Source organism: Salipaludibacillus sp. HK11, from assembly GCF_047795645.1.
In the GTDB taxonomy this organism is placed as follows: domain Bacteria; phylum Bacillota; class Bacilli; order Bacillales; family Salisediminibacteriaceae; genus Salipaludibacillus.
Window position 1 is genome coordinate 3,649,166 of record NZ_CP181045.1, and the last position, 17,900, is coordinate 3,667,065.

The following is a 17,900-nucleotide window of genomic DNA, read 5'->3' on the forward strand; positions in this document are numbered from 1 at the left end:
ACTTCTACTCTGTTATAGCTTGATTTTCCTTTTGTGAATCTTTCTGTGGAAAAGAAAGTAAGTTTGATTTTTTATAGTACAGTATAACTCTCTCTCCGTCTTCAAACGACAGTTTCGACTGAACAACGACGCGCTGTTTAAGAGCGGGAACTTGAACTTGATAGAATGAATAGCCATATTTTAATATTTTGTGCTCGATCACTGCATCTAGTGTCTCCATCACTTCTTCAGTTAGATTCCTGGGTGGAGCCAAACTTAGTTGATCGGCAGCGAGATATTGGTCGTTTACATTTAATCCTTCTGCGAACATTTCTGCAACTGTCGAGTTACCTGGTTTTTGATAGACTTTGTCAGGTGTATCGATTTGTTGAAATGAACCTTCATTCATGACTGCGACTTGGTCGCCCATCATCATCGCCTCTTCACGATCATGCGTGACAAACAGCGCCGTAACTCCTTCTTTTTTGAGAAAATCACGAACCCATAACCGAATCGTGGTGCGTAACGATGGGTCTAAACTGCTAAATGGTTCATCTAGTAACAACAATTTAGGATTTAAAATCAATGCTCTTGCAAGCGCTACTCGTTGCTGTTGTCCACCCGAAAGCTGATTAGGATAGCGATTTGCGAATGGAACAAGCTCGACTTTTTCCAACATCGATAGTCCTTGTTCAATCCGGTCTTTTTTAGATACTTTCGCTTTTCCATACTTGAGGCCGTAAGTGACGTTCTCTAAAGTTGTTAAGTGTGGAAACAATAGCGGTTGTTGGAACATGAGAACGACTGGCCGATTTTCCGTTTTTACGTTGGTGATATCGATGTCATCAACAAAAATACTTCCAGTCGTACTAAAGGAAAGCCCTGCTATGCATCGCAAAAATGTTGTTTTCCCACATCCGGATGGTCCAACTATGCTGATGATTTGCCCCTTTTCTAATCCAAAACTCACGTTTTTTAATACGGGCGTTTCTGAAAAAAATTTGTTAAGTTTGTCGACTTGTATGAACATGGATGGACACCTTCCCCCTTCCGTTATGGCCGTTTGATCACTCGTAAATAGCTTCTAAGTGCAATTTCAAATACGATTAGAAACGCGATCGGCATTAGCGCAAAGAGCACAGAAAAACTAGCAATTACCGCTTCATTGGCGCTCGTAAAAAACGGATAATATATCATCGGAAGTGTCGAGACTCTCCCGCCGCCAATAATTGCTGTCAACACATACTGACTCAATGAGATGACAAACACTAATACAGCCACACTCCGAATACTAGGCGTCATCAACGGTACCATCACCGTCCAAAAAACGGTACGCCGCCGCACGCCTAATACTGAACCTTGTTCCTCCCATTCGTGTCGCAGCCTATCAAAGCCCGCTTTTAAGACTCGAACCGCATATGGTAAAGTCGGTAACAAATGAATCAAGATCACCCCGCTAATCTGATCAGTCAAGCCGAGTCTAATCATCGATACGTGCAACCCCATTGCGATCGCTAGGACAGGAATTAAAATCGATAGCATTAATGCTGATTCAATAAATGCTTTTCCTTTGAACTTGTAACGACTTAATCCGTAAGCCGCTGGAATCGCAATGATAAAGTTCAACACGACAACAACCAATCCGATCACGATCGTATTCAACAGGGACTGATAGATCATTACATCAGAAAACACGACTCGCCAAGCTCGAAGATCGAACTGCGAAGGGATCCAGTCTGGCCAAGACCATGCAAAACTGACACTCTTGAAAAACATTAGACTCACTGGAGCGATAAAAATGATCACGAACAAACTAATTAAAACAAGCTGTAGAAAATTTTTTCGCTTCATACTCATTCGTCATCACCCCTTGATGTCGCCCACTTCGCTCGCCACCGTTGCGTAAAAGTTAGAATCAGGACCGCTGCAATCAAGGCTACGACAGACATGCAAATCATCATCGCCTGAGCAAGTGGACGATTTGCCCACTGTCCTTGGTAAAACCATTCATACGCGAGTACTGGGATCATTTTTGGATAGGTGACTCCGAGCAAAGCTGGCACTTCAAATGCACCGAGAATAAACACAAACAAAATCAGAAAAACTTCCAATGATATTGGCCAAACCCACGGAAATTCAACTGTTTTAAAAACGGACCACTTATTCCCACCTAAAGTACGACTAACATCTTCGAAACGTAAGTCCATTTCTTGATAAACAGGAAGGAGCATTAGCACAACAAAAGGGATCTCTTTCCAAATATAGGTGAAAATCACTCCAATATACAACGGATCATTTACGAACACTGGGAATTGACTCATGCTCTCCAGCCACCCAATTTGAAAAAATACGGAAGAAAGCCAGCCACTTGGCGCAAACAGCAAAAAACAAATGTATGCTGCGACAAAATGAGGAATTAGCATAGGGAACCATGCAATGAACTTCCAACCGTCGCGACTAAAAAGTCGAAACATTACTCTCGTTATTAACAATCCGATAACAAGTGATATCGCCGTCGAAATAAAAGCGACCCATACACTGACTCGGAGCGAATACAAAAACGTATCGTGTTTCCAAAGCTCTACATAATAATGAAAAATAATCTCATTTCCGTCTGTAACAAAGCTTTCTTTGGCAGCCATAAAAAGTCCATGACCAACAAATAATGCCGTAACCAAAAGTGCAGGTAGCAAAAAAAGATATGGCTTGAGTCGACTTTTATTACTTTTATTATTGAACAACTTCTCGTTCCCAGTTCTCTTGAATCCAATCATGATAGTCTGCATCAAGCTCAGCGAGGATGTCATCTTGTTCGATAACGGACGGTCCGATATACGTCTCCATTTCATCTGTTTGTTCGGATGTTAGTCGCGACGTATCAAGTACTGTCCCCTCCCCCCACATACTCGGATCCAATTTCTTTATTTGTGCTTCAGGAGAAATCATAAAATTAATTGCTACCATCGCTCCGGCTGGTTCTGGACTATTAAATGGGATACTTAAATAGTGAGAGTTACTAATCGATCCTGGCTCTAAAACAATCGTCTCTGTCGACTCGGGAAAAATCCCTTCTTCAACAAGACTTTCTGCTCGATGTTCGTTAAATCCCATTGTAAATGCCAATTCACCATTCGCGTATAATTGATCGAGTTGCGAAAGTGATTCCGGATATGTTTGACCATCTCTCCATAGGGAATCTTTGAATGCATTTAACGTCTCCCAAATTTCATCTGCGTTCTCATCTAGCCATCCTTCATCAAATGTCTCTAATTCTGTTGGATCATCCGCAACGTCGTATAAAAGATGCCGAAGAAATCCATTGCCAGTAAAATCGTTTACGTTCGGATATGTAAATTGCCCAGGATTGTCCATGGACCATTGAATTAATTCTTCCATACTAGTTGGTGGATTGCCATCGACCATCTCTTTATTGTATTGAAAAGCGAACTGAACGTTTCCCCACGGAACTTGATGTCCATCAATCTCCGTCCCCATATCCATATGTACAAATGGTGCTTCTTCACCAATGTATTCATCCATGTGAGGAAGATTTGAAGCAAAATCACCATAGAGTAACTGATTATTTTTCGCATTTCTGAAGTTTTCCCCGTTAATCCAAAGGATATCTGCCGTGCCTTTGTCTTGGTCTGCTTGCTTTTCTGTCATTAATTTAGACAGAAAGTCCGGTGCATCCATTGGATAACGATTCAATGTAATGTCATACTCTTCCTTCAGGGTAGGAGTCACATAGTCGTCTATGTATTGATTCGTGCCATCGTCTCCACCCCACATATAAATGCCTACTTCGGTCCCTTCTGCTTCAGAAACGATTTCTTCCCAATCGGCACTACTTAAATCTCGATCTGACTGGTTTGCTTCTTGTTCTGTGTTACAGCCTACAAGTGCAACAATCACTATACTTAACATCCATTTAATTCTTTCCATAAACAGGTTCACACTCCAATTATTCATTTAGTAAACAATTCCCACCACTGAGTTTTCCATGTCATTCATCGAGCCTTCAAATCATGCATATCGATTCCTTTTTTCTTAGCAAGGTATTTCGGAATAAGAGAGAGTAAGAAAAGAGTGATTCCCGCTCCACTAAATTGAAGCATAAGAAAAGGAGATATGCCCTCTCGAACAATTTGACCAGCCATATATGCATAAATAAATGAGCCTGGAGCCATCGCAACGAAAGAGATAACTGTATATTTTACGAATGGCAATCTCGTCAATCCGTAAGCATAATTTTGCAAGTTATATGGGAATATCGGGACAAGCCTAGTCAGAATCAAGAAGCTGACGCCATTCTTCTCTACTTGTTTATCGATGTTTTCAAAAACTTTATTCCCTTTGAATCTATTGGTAATCATTGCTCTCGCTAGATATTTTGAAACAAGAAATGCTGTAGCTGCCCCTAATGTTCCGCCTATCATCGCTAACATTCCCCCGATAAACGGACCGAATGTAACCCCTGCTACAAGCGTCATTACCGAGGCAGGTAGCATAAATACTGCAACTGCAATGAAGAGAAGGATATAAATCCCGTATCCTAACAAGCCAAAATCATTGAAAAATCGTTGCATCGTTTCTACTTCTTGTAGATGATTGATTAAACCAGTCTGCCATCCAATCAATAAGACGATGGCGATGGCACCAACTAAAATAATTAGTTTCATAATTGATGTTTTCTTTTTACTCATCCACTTTTCCTCCATTAGTCACCTTGCTACTATCATCCCTGCATGATCATTTTATATATAACCAAATCTTCGTTTGTAGTAGAATTCACTTAACCTAATACAGACTGAGGTATCTCAGATTTCAAATAATTTCAATTATATTGTGTTATCTATTTTATCATGAATTGGCTTATTCTTTACTATCTGCAAACTTATAGAAAGAGTGAAATAGGTAAAATTCGTTTTATAGCTCTCACAACACTAGATAAAAACATCGCGACTAGACAGCGACTTCTAAAAGTTATAAAGTCGATTTAATAGTTGAAGATAACGTTCTCTCTTGAAAGAAAGTAAACTTTTATATCTTGGAGGGAAATCCATGGAATTGTTTGTGATTATGCTTGAACGCTTAGGTATTATTGTGATGGTAGCATTTGTGATGACACGAATTCCATTTTTTCGGCGTGTAATTGACGACCATAACGTCACCATATCTCAACGAATTAGCGTCACATTATTATTCGGTTTCTTTGGCATCATTGGAACCTATACTGGTGTCGTCATCTCCGCAGAAGCAGGTAATTACACGATGGGATTATCAAGTCTTGCTGAAGATGAAGCGATTGCTAACTCCCGTGTCCTCGGTGTCGTTGTTGCTGGTTTACTTGGCGGATGGAGAGTTGGCGTTGGAGCCGGTTTAATCGCTGGTAGTCATCGTTTTCTATTAGGTGGATTTACCGGATTAGCCTGTGGAGTTTCAGCAATCATTGCTGGGATTATTGCCGGTATTGCCCATCGTTTCGTCAAGAAAGGCACGAATATATCTTTAACTTTGACTTTTATCATCGGAGCTTTAAGTGAAACCATTCAAATGGCAATCATCCTTCTCGTCGCAAAACCGTACGATCAAGCTTTCGCACTTGTGGAGCTTATTGGTATGCCGATGATTGTCGCTAACGGTATTGGTGCTTCAGTTTTCGTACTTATTATCCGCAGTGTTATCAAAGAAGAAGAGAAAATGGCAGCTGTTCAATCAGGGCGCGCGCTCAATATTGCCGAACACACGATTACTTATATGAGACGCGGATTATCGCAACATTCAGCCACACAGACCTGTGAGATCCTTTTACGTGAAGTAAAGGCATCTGCTGTTTCTATGACCGACCGAGAAAATATTTTAAGTTATCAAGGAACCGGAGCAGACTTCTATTTAGAAGGCAATAAAATAAAAACGGCAGCGACAAAGCAAGTATTGGAAACAGGTGAAACATTCATTGGGATTCAACAGGAAATTCAAGATCAAGACCTACTTCCACCTAGTATTAAGGCTGCTATGATCGTACCGTTAAAGGAAAAAGATGACATAATTGGAACACTTAAATTCTATTTTCGATCAGAGAAAGAAATAACAGATCTGCAAAAAGAATTGATTCATGGTTTGGCCAGATTATTAAGCAATCAACTTGAGTTGGCTAACGTCGAAGAATTGAAAAAAATTACCCAAGAAACAGAGATTAAGGCATTGCAGGCACAGGTCAGCCCTCACTTCTTGTTCAATACGATTAATATCATTGTATCAATGATACGGACCGATCCTGAAAGAGCAAGGAAACTTCTCCTTTCCTTGTCAAATTTCTTTCGGCAAAACTTAGCTGGAACTAACAAAGCTTGGTCATCGTTAAGTGAAGAAGTGAAACAAATCACGTCATACTTGGAGATTCAATCAGCAAGGTTTTCTGGATCTTTAGACGTGGCATGGGATATTGACCCATCGCTATTGAGTCAACAAGTCCCATCACTGACCATGCAGCCGCTTGTAGAAAATGCAATCAAACATGGTAGAACGTCAAGCCTAGAACCGTTACTAATTCGGATACAAATTAAACAAGAAGTAGACGGCATCTGTGTATCCATTAGTGATAATGGGAAAGGCATTCCTTCCGAACGATTAAAGACATTAACAAAACAGACTGTTGAGTCTGAAACAGGCTCCGGAATTGGCGTTTATAATGTCCATCGCCGTTTGTCAGATATGATATCACCTGATTCTGGTTTACGAATTAGTAGTGAACCACAAAAAGGCACAACGATATCTTTTTTTCTAGTCAATGTTAAATAGGTATTACAGATCAACTCAAATCTTTGCGTGAGCCAGCTGTTGTTTACAACTGCTTTTTGCAGGCAATAATTTCGATTCCATGTAAAAATTATATTTCACTTAATCAAGAAGGGAGTTAGTGTATATGGTCAAAAACAAAATTCGCGTGTTATTAATAGATGATGAGCCATTTAGTAGAGATGAATTACGCCATTTACTATTAACATATCCTGACTTTAATGTCATTGGAGAAGCGCAATCCGCTGAAGAAGCCCTAGAAAAAATTATCCATTTAGAGCCAGATGCACTTTTTCTAGATATCGAAATGGGCGACAAAAATGGGTTAGAATTAGCCTGTACCATTCAAAAATTAAAAAAAGTTCCATTCATTGTATTTGCCACAGCATACCCTGATTTTGCCGTAAAAGCTTTCCGCGTTGACGCTTTAGACTATGTATTAAAACCTTTTGATGAAGAACAAATTTTCGATGCGATTAAGAGAATTCGAAAGGCATTTTCGGCCGAGGGTGAGCAAAACGGAAAGCGCCCTTATTCCAATGAAGGTCTTGGGAAACTTGCTGTTCAAGAAGATGAGACAATTCATTATATTGATCCAAAAGAAATAGATTATATATACCGTGACGGTAATGTAACCAAGGTAATAAGTCACGGAAAGGAGTTTGTTACACGATATCTTTTAAAGGACATTGAAGAGAAACTAGCTGACCACTCTTTTTTTCGCACGCATAAAGGGTTTATTGTAAATTTAAAGCAAGTCGAAGAAATGACTCCTTGGTTCCATGGTGCCTATCAACTTAAACTATTAAATGTGAAGGAAGAAATTCCTGTTAGCCGCCATTACGTAAAAAAATTGCGTCTTCGCTTGGAGATTTAGCATTACCTTTGCATCTTAGTCGGTATATTTAGCATGTTACCTTCAAAATAAAGCATGATAATAAATATGAAGCTTCTTCTATAATCTAACAAGTATAATAATCCTTATGTTGAAAGCGTTATCAATTATAGAGAGGTGGATACCTATGATTACTTTTTTACTTGCTATTGCTATTTTAATCGTTGGTTATTTTACTTACGGAAAATTCGTTGAGAAAGTATTTGGAGTGAAAGATAACCGGATCACTCCAGCTATGAATCAAGGTGATGGAGTCGACTATGTCCCAATGGGCACAAAGCGAAATTCATTGATTCAACTTTTGAACATTGCCGGCGTAGGACCAATTTTCGGTCCAATCATGGGTGCTCTTTACGGGCCAGTTGCCTTCATTTGGATTGTAGTCGGCGCCATATTCGCAGGAGCTGTTCACGACTATTTAACAGGAATGATTTCTATTCGTAACCGTGGCGCACATTTACCTGAGCTCGCAGGTAAGTTCCTTGGAAAAGTGATGAAACATGTCGTCAACGGCTTTTCAGTACTTTTGTTACTCTTAGTCGGTACGGTTTTTGTCACGGCCCCTGCCGCTCTCATTCATAATATGGTCCCTGGATGGGTCACGATAAGTATGATTATTGGCCTAATTTTCTTATACTATTTATTCGCAACTATGCTTCCGATCGATAAAATTATTGGAAGAATTTATCCGATTTTTGGAGGGTTACTTCTTATTAGTGCATTAGGTATTGGTGGAAGCTTGATTTTCACCGGCGCTCCTATTCCTGAGATGACTCTTACAAACATGCATCCAGATGGTTTAATGATCTTTCCATTATTGTTCTTAACGATTTCTTGTGGAGCACTTTCTGGCTTTCACGCGACACAAACACCGATTATCTCTCGAACAACACAAAGTGAAAAAGATGGTCGCAAGATTTTTTACGGAATGATGATTACTGAAGCTGTAATCGCAATGATTTGGGCTGCAGCAGCAATGAGCTTATTTTACGGAACTGACTTGAGTGCACTTATTGCCCAAGGCGGACCTGCTGCAATTGTTAGTGACGTCTCGATGATGATGCTTGGTGGAATTGGAGGAACTTTGGCAGTGATTGGTGTTATTATTCTTCCTATCACTTCTGGTGATACCGCTTTCCGAAGTGCAAGAATGATCATTGCCGATTATTTTAAATTCAAGCAAATTAAGATTAAAAGTCGCCTTCTTATAGCGATTCCATTATTTATTATTTCTATCGCTTTAACGCAAATGGACTTCACGATCTTGTGGCGCTATTTCTCTTGGGCAAATCAATCGACTGCGATGATCGCTCTTTGGGTTGGTGCGATGTATCTAGGTTTGCAAAAGAAGAACCACTGGATTTCTAGTATTCCTGCTGCATTCATGACTATGGTCACCTTCACGTATATTCTTAATGCACAAATTGGTTTTGGTTTATCAATGCCTTTATCGTATGCTGGTGCGGCAGTTGGAACAGTGATTGTGATTGTGATTGTGCTTTTCGCAAAAAAATTAAAGAACGAGTTGAAAACAAAACAGATTGAAGTCGATGCAAATGTCGACAAAATTGCTTAAATTCTCTAAAAGTCTAGCCTTTGTGGCTAGACTTTTCTTTTTCAACTATCAATTTCAAAGTAAAAGTGATGGTGATTTTTGCAACCTGGATTAAATGAAAGTTTGCACGTTGGACAGTGCTCCGGTGTATGTAAATAATCATCAATTGAAATCTCTATACCACAAGACCCACAAAGAACAGCTTGTTGCTTGAAATCAATCTTCTCCCAACGAACAACTGGGTGATTCGTCCTTTCCTCGTGACAGTAAATACAAGAGTAGTACGTGTTGCAACACTTGAATTTGATTGCGATTCGGTCTCGCTCTGAATGGTAATGTTCACAACGCGTTTCATTGTCAACGAGCTTACCTTTTACTTCAATATTGTTCTGTTTCATAAACTTCCCTCCCATACCCTCGTAATGCGTCATTTATTTCATAAATCACTAGTCGATGGTATACTGTTAAAAATCTATTTATTCATTTTCCAGGAGGATGAACCACTATGATTGATAAACCCTGTAAACATTCAAAAGTTATAAAAACGGGGCGGGTTTTCCCGCAAGATACGAATAATCATAACACGCTTTTTGGCGGAAAGTTGATGAGAGATATTGACGACGTTGCTTCCATCTCAGCTTCACGACACTGTCGGGCTGAATGTGTCACTGCCTCCATTGATTCGGTTGACTTCCTACACCCGATTCGGCAAACAGACTCCGTTTGTTTAGAATCTCATGTCACTTGGACGGGAACAAGCTCAATGGAAATATTTGTAAAAGTGATTGCTGAAAACTTACTAACGGGAGACCGTCGGCTTGCCGCCACTAGTTTTTTGACCTTTGTTGCATTGGATGAAGACGGTAACCCTTGCCATGTACCCAAGGTCATACCAGAATCCGATGAAGAGATATTTCTCCATGACACTGCACCACAAAGATCGAAGGTTCGAAAAGAGGGACGAAATCAGAGTAAGAAATTCGCGAAAATTCTCTCTGAGTTAAAACCGTGGGAGAATGATTGATTACAGAACTAAATAAAAAGCTGTTGGAATCAACAGCTTTTTTATTTGGATAATTATTTATGTTGCTACATTGTCGACTCAGTTAATTTTCCTCTTCATTTCCTGCGTTATTTCCTCCGTCGTTCCCTTCGCTGTTTGCGTCACTATCAATTTCGACGTTAATGGTACTGTCTCCGTTATTACCATTTCCTTCACCGCCACCTCCGTTACCATCTGGGAATAGTGGAATAAGGTAATTCACGATAAAGAACAAAATAATCAACGTAAGAACGGTAATAAATGCATATTTAATTAAGGTCGCCCCAACCCGCGATGGTTCTTCTCTTCTTTCTACTTTTTCTTCTTTTTTGAAATCGTCACTCATATAAATAAACTCCTTTGATGTAATAATGAACGGTATTCTTATATTCTATTAATGATGGCTTTTCATCCTACCAAACTAATGTTACTGACCAGGTAGCAATGGGATAAGGTAATTCGCGATAAAATACAAAACAATTAGTGTAATGATTGTAATAAAACCATATTTAATTAAAGTTGCCCCAACCCGTGATGGTTCTTCTCTTCTTTCCACATTTTCTTCTTTTTTGAAATCATCACTCATAAGAAAAAACTCCTTTTTTTATGTCTTAGTCCAAGAGATTCCCTTACAAACAATTTTCAAACATACACATGTTGGAAAAGAGGGGATGGCTTGATCACCTAATTTTTAGCATATTTTTTTGTCCCAATAAATATGTTTCTTTGAAGGTGATAAAGTTTACTTTGCACTGCTTATCTATTATGTACGCGACTATCTAGATGTACTTCGACACATTGATTGAAACGTCGAAACTCTAGTTATGCAAAAGAGACAGCTCGTGTCGTTGAAAGGTAACAGCTTACGCTTTTGTTTCATACGATATTTTTGAAGGGGGAGTCGGATTTTCCATGAATACATTGAAGGACCACTCTTTTACTATGGCCATGTTTGGAACTTCGGTTCTTTTTGAGCCTACAAGTAAACGACTAAAGGTTTACAAACTACCTTTGCAAGATCAAATTGAACCATTTATTCAATCAGTGAAACAGCTCGGTGAAAAATATGAGTGTGATAAGCTGATTTTTTACGTTAAACTTTCTGAACAATCTCTGATCCATCGATACACAACAAGGTATGAAGGTATGATAGAATCATTTTTTAATGGTGACGACGCTCATATTTACGCCCTCTTCCTTTATCCAGAAAGGAACCTATCACATTTTTCTAAAAGAGAAAAAGATGTCTTCCGAATCGTCAATCGAAAAAAAGGCGAAGGGCTTACCCATCAATTTCACTTACCTACTAGTTATTATATGAGGTGGGCTGTAAAAGAAGATGCAGATCAAATGTCCTCACTGTACAAAACGATATTTAAGTCATACCCAACCCCGATGAATGAACCTGAATTCATCAAACAAATGATGGATGATGAGGTTTATTTTTTAGTTGTAGAACATGATCGGAAAATTGTCAGTGCATGCTCTGCCGAAATATTAACTCCTTATCACGCAGCAGAATTGTCTGATTGTGCTACGTACCGAGTACATCGTAGCAAAAAACTTCTTTCTTACCAAGTATCTCATCTCGTCCCTAGGTTGAAAAAAATGGGAGTACGCACGTTGTTTTCCTATTCCCGATCCATGTCAGTTGGGATGAATATCGTAAATGCAAAACATGGCTTTAAATTCGGCGGTCGCATGATCCAAAACAGCAATATCTGCGGTAGTATAGAAAATATGAATATATGGTACAAAAATATACATTGACTCTCTTGCTGAGTTCGTTTTTTTGAGGCGTTATTTGTAAATTAAGATGTTTGATGATTGAAAGGACGATTTTATCGTTCTTTTTTACTTTATGAACGTTTAACTTCGCTAAAGGATTAAAGTATAAGATAAACTAAGGCTTTCGCCATGAAAGACTTGGCGACAAGACAAGTTTTTTTATGTTTTTATTATGTTTTTATTGATTTAAGTTATGATTCTCACTTCACCTTCCTCTTCTTTACCGAAGCTTCTTTGTGCCCGATTATTTCCATTTTTTAATTCATGACTGAAAGAATAAATACCATCTTTTTTGAAGATCATGAAAGGTGTGAGATGGATAAGGACAATTACGAAAATGTCCGCAATATTCGTGAACGAGAAGGGAAGGACAAGCATGCCGCAAACTGAACGATTAGAAGATCTATCATTTAAAGTAAATGATCAGCAAGATCGCAAACTGTTACAAGAACAAAGAACAGGACCTAAGCTCTTAGGTCGCCAAAAGAGAGACAATCAAAAAAAGATTGCACTTATAGGTTGGAGTCTTCCATCAATTGAAGCACTTGACCATATGGATCGTCCTTATATGGTTGTCAGTCTTCCTGAATTTGAAGACTATGCAACTGATCATAATATCCCATTTACGAAATGGGAGTTTGACCGAGAGCTTGGTTACGAGGAAATTTATACACAAGCTAAGCAGTTGCACGACATCTTAACTAAACAGGATGTTGATCACGCTGTTCCTATTTTTGAAGAGACAGTGGAATGGGCCGGAGCTCTGAATGCGCATTTTCGCAATGACCGGCAAATGTTTGACCATTCTATTCTGTTTAGAGATAAAGCGATGATGAAACGACGTGCTCATATGGGAGGATTAAAGGTTGGTGTTTTTGAAGAAGGAGATTCAAAAGAGGATGTTCTTCGCTTCTTCCGACGTGTGAATCGCTCGTTATTGCGTCACTACGAAGACGATCCAGATCCTATTCATGTAAAGGCGCTTAATAAAGCTGGTGCTGCCGGACACCGAATTATTCGTTCAGAAGATGATATTAATCGTAAGCTTTCTGATGATAATTTCCCATGTCTGATGGAAAGTCACTTAGAAGGAGTGGAAGTTTCTTGTGAAGGCTTCATTCAAGGTGGAAAACTTCAATTTCTAAACATAACGGAGTATGTCGTATTTGGCTATTCTATGATGGCGCCACCTTCACCAGAAATTGAAGCACTTCGTCCTGCCATTCGTGAAGAGGTCCAAAAAGTCGTAGATGCATTTGATATTGACCACGGCATTATTCATCCTGAATTCTTCATTTCAAACGACGGAACTCTTTATTTTGGTGAGGTTGCTTATCGGATTCCTGGCGGTCATATTTTTGATTTAATTAAAAAAACTTACGGGTTTAATCCTTATGAAGCGCATATTCTTTGCAGCGATCCGAACACAACTGAGGATGATTTAAAAGGAATTTTTCCTGATGAGAAAAGTTTTATTGGCCACGCTGGAAGCTTTCTCGTTTATCCAAAGTCAAATTATATTACAGGAATAAACATTCCAAACGATTTAGAGGATCACCCTGGTTTTGAAAAACATACGTTGCACGGACCTACCAATAATAAAGTTCAAGAACTAGAAGGTTATGGAAATCATCTCGGCACAGTTTTCTTTTACAACGAAGATAGCGAACATGTGAAACAACCTTTAACTGATTATGTCGATCATGATTTCTTTATGTAGGTTTGAAGATGCGCAACTGCCTATATGATGAAGCTACAGTGAGTAAAGATTAGTTCGTTAGGATACCTAAAGTATATGCAAAATTTAATAACCGATGGAAAGGAGAATGCAATGTGAGTTTAGAGATAGATACGACCACAACCGAAGCATTTACGCAAACACTTACAACGATGGAAGAAGCGTTCCCTTATGCTAAAAGTATGTATCAATCAGATGTCCTACAAGCCGCAGCGAAGGTGATGGAAGAGGAAGAGGGAATGAGGTTCCTCTATCAATATGCGGACAGATTTGATTCGGCCGGAGTGTTTGAAGGGGGTCCCTGGGCTGAGCCTTCGAAATTAGAACCTCGCCTCGTATCTGGCTCCTTAATGGCTACTGGCATGACTGCGATTGTTGAGATTTTGAGTGAGCTTCGTATGGTTTCACTTGCGAAAGGAAATCACGAGAATGAGAACGTCCCTAAAGAGAAAGCAAAAGAATTCTTAGATTCTGTTATGGCATTAAATATTGATATTCTTTTCCCTGAAGAAACGGAAGCAGCAAGAATTGAGGGCAAGAGTAAAGAAAAAAATCGTGCCGAAGCATTGTTTAAATTTTTGGCAGATGAACTATCACTTTCATCGATATCTAGTACGTTAATTGACGAGATCGACGGGCTTGTCGCACAGCGACCTATTATGGTTAATCGTATTACTACTATGATTAACGACGCCAAACAACTTCTCGACAATAACAATTTAAATGCGCAGGATAAAAAAGCAATCAAACGTTATTACCAAGCTATTTCCGGGCCCGCAAAGTTATGTAAGGATGTAGGTGAGCCTTGTGACTACCGAAAACGTTTGAAAATAGCATCAGAAAAAGAAATAAAAGAAGAAGCTAGATTATTTGCGAAATCCATGCATGCGACAGGGCTTGTTTCTGACCACCATGTCGTTCTCGTAAGATACTTGAACCGCGAGAAAAAAGACCTACTAGCTATGGCGCTTGGCTTAAATCAAAAAGGTGTCGCCAGTCTCGACGAAAACATCTCCACTGTGAGCGATTTAATTAAAGTCGCCATTCATCCTCCAATGCGGCAATCTCTCTATGGACTTGCCCTCATGCTGGAACGAGGGATTCTATCGTCAAATCCAGTTATCCCTGGAATTCGACGACTAATTGAGTTGGATTTGCAGCCTGATATTCGAAAAATATTGTTAAGCTCAATCAATGGTAATGAAGGTATCTCTGCAAATGATATCCTCGTCGCAGGTGTCATCAGTGTGTTGGGGCAACCTCTCGGCGTGGGCCAAGGCATGAACCCGACTTGCCAAACTGCTCGCGGTATTAGTTTATGGTCGCTTCATGCAGCAGGTCATTTGCTAGAATTGATCCCTCGCGCTGCTCGAGATGGGGACATCGACGTTACCTTTGAAGGACAAACGATTCATTCAAAAAATTTACGAGAAGGACTTGTTGACGACCTCCACGAAGAACTAGATCCTGTATCTTTAGTGTTAGTACCTCATATGGATCGTATTTACGGTGAAATGGTACGAAGGTCAGGATTCCGGGGGGACGATGTTCATAAGTGGGTTAACCCTGCATTTTACGGCAATTGGGTAAACCGAGGGTTTAGTTCAGTTATCGATCCGATGACAGGTTCCGTTGCTGATTTTTCTGGGTTCGCACGCTTGTTTTACTCGACCCATCACCCTGAATATAACGAGGGGTATGAAATGATTTATCCAAACCCAGTTGGAATCTTCATCACTAACACTTTTGGTCAAATGTTAGGACTTCATGCTGTTTCCATTCAACGTGTAGCAAAAGACCCTGACGGAAAGTACCGCATCTATTTCTACAATCCAAACAACGACGGCTCACAAGTTTGGGGGCAAGGGATTGAACCGACTGTTTACGGTCACGGTGAAATTCCAGGCGAGTCATCCTTACTAATGCACGAGTTCGTCGCTCGGTTATATGCGTTTCATTATAATCAGTATGAGCAAGGTGATGCTTATGCCGTTGATAAAGCCGAAATCGAAAAGATCGAGACACTCGCTCGTGAAAGCTGGGGAGAGAAATATACTTGGGTTGATCTGTAATAAATAATTCCTGGCTTGAGAAATTCTCAAGTCAGGTTTTGTTATTTTACTTTGATAATGCTCAAGCCATATCGTCTTGTGCAGTATCTTTTCTTTTTTGCATTCTATACTGCTTAGGACCAACAATATACAATAGTTTTTTTGAAAAAAAATTAAGTTCGTTTATAATAAACACAACAAAATGAAAATGAATGAGTGGAGGGTGCGAAAATGTGTGGACGATTTACCATCACCACAACGAAGGGATTAATTGATCGATTTGAGATCATGAAGGACTTTGTACCAGAACAAATGGAAACATCGTTTAATATTGCTCCAAGTCAACCTATTCTTTCCGTGATTCATGATGGGGAGAGACGGCGTTTGGGCCATTTAAGATGGGGGCTCATTCCTCCTTGGGCCAAAGATGAAAAGATTGGCTTTAAGCTGATGAATGCAAGAGCAGAATCACTGGCTGAAAAGCCTAGTTTTAAAAAAGCTTTTCAAAAGCAACGTTGTTTAATTATTGCTGATGGATTTTATGAATGGAAAAAAATCAGCGGGGAAAAGCACCCATTCAGAATAACCTTGAAAAGTGGTGAGTACTTTGCATTTGCTGGTTTGTGGGAAAAGTGGAATCCTCCCTCCGGCGAACCAGTATTCACATGCACGATCATTACAACGGAAGCAAATGCTATGATTGAAGAAATCCACCATCGCATGCCAGTCATCTTGAGGCAAGAAGACGAAGCTTCGTGGCTCGACCCTAATCAGAAAGAAACTAGCCAACTTCAGCACCTATTAGCACCATTTCCAGCCGATGAAATGACAGCATATCCTGTGTCACAGAAGGTAAATTCTTCGAGAAATGATAGTCCAGATCTAATCAAAGAAGAAATTCGTTAATTCAGCAATAAAGATCCCTTTAATGCTTCCTCATAATTTTAACAAGGATAAAATTAAAACCAAAAAAAAGCTTTGCTAGAAATAACTTAGCTAAGCTTTTTAAAATTTTTCAATTTACAGGCGTTTTAAGTAAGTACTCTAATGCTTCTTTTTGGCTTTCAAAATGTAGTTCTTTCGCATGACTTGATTCCTTTGCCGTTCGCTTCAGCTGCATTTTTGCAATGTTACTACTTACGACCACTGCCGCTCGTTGCATACCACTTTTCAAAAGCCACTCTTGGTGTTTAACAAGCTCCTTTTGTGTTTCTGGCAATAAAACAGTAATTTCATTCATATCTACCAAAACATCGAATTGATTCAAAGGTTTGATAAGTACTTCCAATTTTTCGTTAGCTTCACGAATATCCTCAGGCGATACCTTACCAATCCAACTTACTCCAATAACTTTATTTTGTTTATCGATCATTTTTACTTCATGCATGTTGTACACCCCTTAAATAAATTGTTTTAGTTACTTTCGCACTACTTATATATAACCATTAGCTAACAAAATGAAACCTACTAATTTAAAATTAATTTGTTTCATTAAAATATTACCTAGATTCCTTAATAAATATCTAGTCATATTTATGTATAGGGATGTCAAATATGGCGGAAAATCATAGTTAATTTTAACTCTTTTTATCAAATAATGTAAAAAAATCTTATAGATATGGTAAGCTTATGGCGAAATAACACATATTTTCAATCACATAAGGAGGTACTTTCATGGAACAAGAAAAAACTACTACAAGTAAAAGTTCCACCGGTTTAGACGAGAATATAGGTGGTCTTCTCGCATACCTAGGGTCATTTGTTTCTGGTATTATTTTAATTTTTATTGAAAAAGATAACCAATTCATTCGGTTTCACGCATTTCAATCTACCTTTCTCTTCGGTGGATTAGCTATAATTAACCTTGTTATTGGATTTATCCCATTTTTCGGTGCAGTTGCTCAATTTTTACTATCACCTCTCATGGTTATATTGTGGATCGTCACAATGTACAAAGCATACAAAGGTGAGCGCTTTAAGTTTCCAATTGTAGGGGATTTAGCTGAAGATCAATTAAAGAAGTAATTATATTAACTAAATCGTTGTGATAA

General features: G+C 39.1%; 19 protein-coding genes. 10 read left to right on the forward strand and 9 right to left on the reverse strand.

The window, feature by feature from the left end; translation table 11 throughout:
• Nucleotides 1-4: 4 nt before the first annotated feature.
• From ACM26V_RS17095 to ACM26V_RS17115, 5 genes are read right to left on the reverse strand one after another with little or no spacing between them, the layout of a single operon-like run.
• Nucleotides 5-1,009, reverse strand: coding sequence for an ABC transporter ATP-binding protein (locus tag ACM26V_RS17095; protein WP_416147950.1), 1,005 nt, complete (start codon nt 1,007-1,009; stop codon nt 5-7).
• Nucleotides 1,010-1,032: 23 nt separating this feature from the next.
• Nucleotides 1,033-1,836 (reverse strand): ABC transporter permease, encoded by an 804-nt coding sequence (locus tag ACM26V_RS17100; RefSeq protein ID WP_416147951.1) that lies wholly within the window; start codon nt 1,834-1,836, stop codon nt 1,033-1,035.
• Nucleotides 1,833-2,753 carry an ABC transporter permease gene (locus ACM26V_RS17105; protein ID WP_416147952.1) on the reverse strand — a complete coding sequence of 307 codons (921 nt, stop codon included), beginning with the start codon at nt 2,751-2,753 and terminating at the stop codon, nt 1,833-1,835. The genes ACM26V_RS17100 and ACM26V_RS17105 overlap by 4 nt, the downstream gene beginning before the upstream one ends.
• A complete protein-coding gene (locus ACM26V_RS17110; RefSeq protein ID WP_416147953.1) occupies nt 2,710-3,951 on the reverse strand; it encodes an ABC transporter substrate-binding protein in 1,242 nt (413 codons plus the stop codon). Before ACM26V_RS17110 ends, ACM26V_RS17105 begins: the two co-directional genes overlap by 44 nt.
• Before the next feature lie 38 nt (nt 3,952-3,989).
• The gene (locus ACM26V_RS17115; protein WP_416147954.1) at nt 3,990-4,685 is read right to left on the reverse strand and encodes a TVP38/TMEM64 family protein; all 696 of its coding nucleotides are present in this window, start codon (nt 4,683-4,685) and stop codon (nt 3,990-3,992) included.
• Between the two features lie 358 nt (nt 4,686-5,043).
• On the opposite strand from ACM26V_RS17115, the gene ACM26V_RS17120 reads away from it, so the two are divergent.
• The 3 genes from ACM26V_RS17120 (at nt 5,044) to ACM26V_RS17130 (ending at nt 9,251) form a co-directional block, all read left to right on the forward strand.
• Complete coding sequence (locus ACM26V_RS17120; RefSeq protein WP_416147955.1) at nt 5,044-6,783, forward strand: LytS/YhcK type 5TM receptor domain-containing protein; 1,740 nt, start codon at nt 5,044-5,046, stop codon at nt 6,781-6,783.
• A 124-nt stretch (nt 6,784-6,907) separates the two neighbouring features.
• Nucleotides 6,908-7,657, forward strand: coding sequence for a LytR/AlgR family response regulator transcription factor (locus tag ACM26V_RS17125; protein WP_416147956.1), 750 nt, complete (start codon nt 6,908-6,910; stop codon nt 7,655-7,657).
• Nucleotides 7,658-7,802: 145 nt separating this feature from the next.
• On the forward strand, nt 7,803-9,251 hold the full coding sequence (locus tag ACM26V_RS17130; RefSeq protein ID WP_416147957.1) for a carbon starvation protein A: 1,449 nt from the start codon (nt 7,803-7,805) through the stop codon (nt 9,249-9,251).
• 41 nt (nt 9,252-9,292) lie between these two features.
• Here the strand turns inward: ACM26V_RS17130 and ACM26V_RS17135 are convergent, their stop codons facing one another.
• The gene (locus tag ACM26V_RS17135) at nt 9,293-9,628 is read right to left on the reverse strand and encodes a CHY zinc finger protein (protein ID WP_416147958.1); all 336 of its coding nucleotides are present in this window, start codon (nt 9,626-9,628) and stop codon (nt 9,293-9,295) included.
• 107 nt (nt 9,629-9,735) lie between these two features.
• On the opposite strand from ACM26V_RS17135, the gene ACM26V_RS17140 reads away from it, so the two are divergent.
• On the forward strand, nt 9,736-10,254 hold the full coding sequence (locus ACM26V_RS17140; RefSeq protein WP_416147959.1) for an acyl-CoA thioesterase: 519 nt from the start codon (nt 9,736-9,738) through the stop codon (nt 10,252-10,254).
• An 82-nt stretch (nt 10,255-10,336) separates the two neighbouring features.
• Here ACM26V_RS17140 and ACM26V_RS17145 read toward each other — a convergent pair whose 3' ends face one another.
• Nucleotides 10,337-10,618: a hypothetical protein gene (locus tag ACM26V_RS17145; RefSeq protein ID WP_416147960.1), complete on the reverse strand. Its 282-nt coding sequence runs from the start codon at nt 10,616-10,618 to the stop codon at nt 10,337-10,339.
• Between the two features lie 81 nt (nt 10,619-10,699).
• Nucleotides 10,700-10,858: a hypothetical protein gene (locus ACM26V_RS17150; RefSeq protein ID WP_416147961.1), complete on the reverse strand. Its 159-nt coding sequence runs from the start codon at nt 10,856-10,858 to the stop codon at nt 10,700-10,702.
• A gap of 326 nt (nt 10,859-11,184) precedes the next feature.
• Between ACM26V_RS17150 and ablB the strand changes: the two genes are divergently transcribed.
• The 5 genes from ablB (at nt 11,185) to ACM26V_RS17175 (ending at nt 16,755) form a co-directional block, all read left to right on the forward strand.
• Nucleotides 11,185-12,042, forward strand: coding sequence for a putative beta-lysine N-acetyltransferase (gene ablB, locus ACM26V_RS17155; protein ID WP_416147963.1), 858 nt, complete (start codon nt 11,185-11,187; stop codon nt 12,040-12,042).
• 282 nt (nt 12,043-12,324) lie between these two features.
• Entirely contained in the window at nt 12,325-12,450 is a 126-nt protein-coding gene (locus tag ACM26V_RS17160; RefSeq protein WP_416147964.1) for a hypothetical protein, read from the forward strand.
• Nucleotides 12,437-13,780, forward strand: coding sequence for an ATP-grasp domain-containing protein (locus tag ACM26V_RS17165; protein WP_416147965.1), 1,344 nt, complete (start codon nt 12,437-12,439; stop codon nt 13,778-13,780). The genes ACM26V_RS17160 and ACM26V_RS17165 overlap by 14 nt, the downstream gene beginning before the upstream one ends.
• Nucleotides 13,781-13,893: 113 nt before the next feature.
• Nucleotides 13,894-15,870 carry a hypothetical protein gene (locus tag ACM26V_RS17170; protein ID WP_416147966.1) on the forward strand — a complete coding sequence of 659 codons (1,977 nt, stop codon included), beginning with the start codon at nt 13,894-13,896 and terminating at the stop codon, nt 15,868-15,870.
• A 210-nt stretch (nt 15,871-16,080) separates the two neighbouring features.
• Nucleotides 16,081-16,755, forward strand: a complete 675-nt coding sequence (locus ACM26V_RS17175; protein ID WP_416147967.1) for an SOS response-associated peptidase — start codon at nt 16,081-16,083, stop codon at nt 16,753-16,755.
• Nucleotides 16,756-16,864: 109 nt separating this feature from the next.
• On the opposite strand, the gene ACM26V_RS17180 is transcribed toward ACM26V_RS17175, so the two are convergent.
• The gene (locus ACM26V_RS17180; protein WP_416147968.1) at nt 16,865-17,236 is read right to left on the reverse strand and encodes an STAS/SEC14 domain-containing protein; all 372 of its coding nucleotides are present in this window, start codon (nt 17,234-17,236) and stop codon (nt 16,865-16,867) included.
• Between the two features lie 287 nt (nt 17,237-17,523).
• Between ACM26V_RS17180 and ACM26V_RS17185 the strand changes: the two genes are divergently transcribed.
• Nucleotides 17,524-17,874: a DUF4870 domain-containing protein gene (locus ACM26V_RS17185; RefSeq protein ID WP_416147969.1), complete on the forward strand. Its 351-nt coding sequence runs from the start codon at nt 17,524-17,526 to the stop codon at nt 17,872-17,874.
• The last annotated feature ends 26 nt before the right edge of the window (nt 17,875-17,900 follow it).